Origin of the sequence: Vibrio sp. Vb0304 (genome assembly GCF_033338995.1) — a bacterium.
Classification (GTDB): domain Bacteria; phylum Pseudomonadota; class Gammaproteobacteria; order Enterobacterales; family Vibrionaceae; genus Vibrio; species Vibrio alginolyticus.
Genome location: NZ_JAWOTT010000278.1, coordinates 1 through 1134, shown reverse-complemented (window position 1 = coordinate 1134; position 1134 = coordinate 1). Strand labels below are relative to the sequence as shown.

Genomic DNA, 1134 nt, shown 5'->3' with positions numbered 1-1134 from the left:
TGAGTCAGGCTTTTTTATGACAAGCCGTTTCTGCCAACCTCTTTTTCGCTCGTTATAATCAACGCCTAATGAAATCGAAACAGAGCGAACAACATGAAAATCGGTATTATTGGCTTAGGCGACATTGCACAAAAGGCTTACCTTCCTGCCATTACTCAACTTCCTAATGTTGAGCTGGTCTTTTGTACCCGAGACGCCAAAACCCTCTCTTCACTAGCTCAGCAATATCGCATTAAGGAAAGCTGTCAGGACTACCGACAGCTTCCTGCGTTTGGTGTAGATGCGGTGATGATTCATGCCGCAACTCATGTTCACTTTCAAATCGCTGAATATTTTCTAAAACAAAGCATTCCTACTTTTGTCGACAAACCTCTGGCGGACAGTGCCCAACAGGTAGAGCAACTCTATGAGATTGCAGCTATCGCCAATCAACCACTTTATGTTGGCTTTAATCGCCGACACATTCCGCTCTACAACGACTATTTGCCAAACGTACAAAAAGGCGATGTCGCTAATTTGAAGTCACTGCGTTGGGAGAAAAATCGCCACAATCTGCCGGGAGAACTCCGTACGTTCATCTTTGACGATTTTATTCACCCGCTAGACAGCGTAAATGTTGTAGCAAAAGCCGATTTGCAAGACGTCTACATCACTCACCAATTTGACGGCCAACAACTCGCACGTCTGGATGTGCAATGGCAACATGGTGATACCCTACTACACGCTTCAATGAATCGTCATTTTGGCATCACAAACGAACGCGTTCAGGCATGTTATGCCAACCAAGCATTTGAGTTTGAATCGTTCGTGGAAGGTAAATTGTGGCAGGACAATCAAGAACGTAAGTTGAACTTAAAAGATTGGACACCAATGCTCACGAGTAAAGGTTTTCACGCTATGCTATTCGATTGGTTTAAGGTTGTTGAATCAGGCAAGCTGGCTACAAACACAGTGCAACGCAACATAGCGAGCCACCAGCTTGCAGAGCAGATCTGTCAACGCATAGAACAAGCCGTGCATTGCAATTAATCCCTAGAACCAATCTATGCATGAAACGCATACATTAGTTCACTTTTTGTCATTTGTTTCATTGACTAATCGTCACTAAACTTCGCGCTCATTTTTCTACATGAG

The 1134-nt window shown here is 43.9% G+C and carries 1 protein-coding gene; it reads left to right on the top strand.

Annotated elements, in window-relative coordinates; translation table 11 throughout:
• Nucleotides 1-93: 93 nt before the first annotated feature.
• Nucleotides 94-1029, top strand: a complete 936-nt coding sequence (locus R7P35_RS25630) for a Gfo/Idh/MocA family oxidoreductase (protein ID WP_318093238.1) — start codon at nt 94-96, stop codon at nt 1027-1029.
• Nucleotides 1030-1134: the final 105 nt, after the last annotated feature.

Bases quoted from the DNA above. Each gene is read 5' to 3' on its own strand.
- R7P35_RS25630 (WP_318093238.1), top strand. From the start codon at position 94: ATGAAAATCGGTATTATTGGCTTAGGCGACATTGCACAAAAGGCTTAC.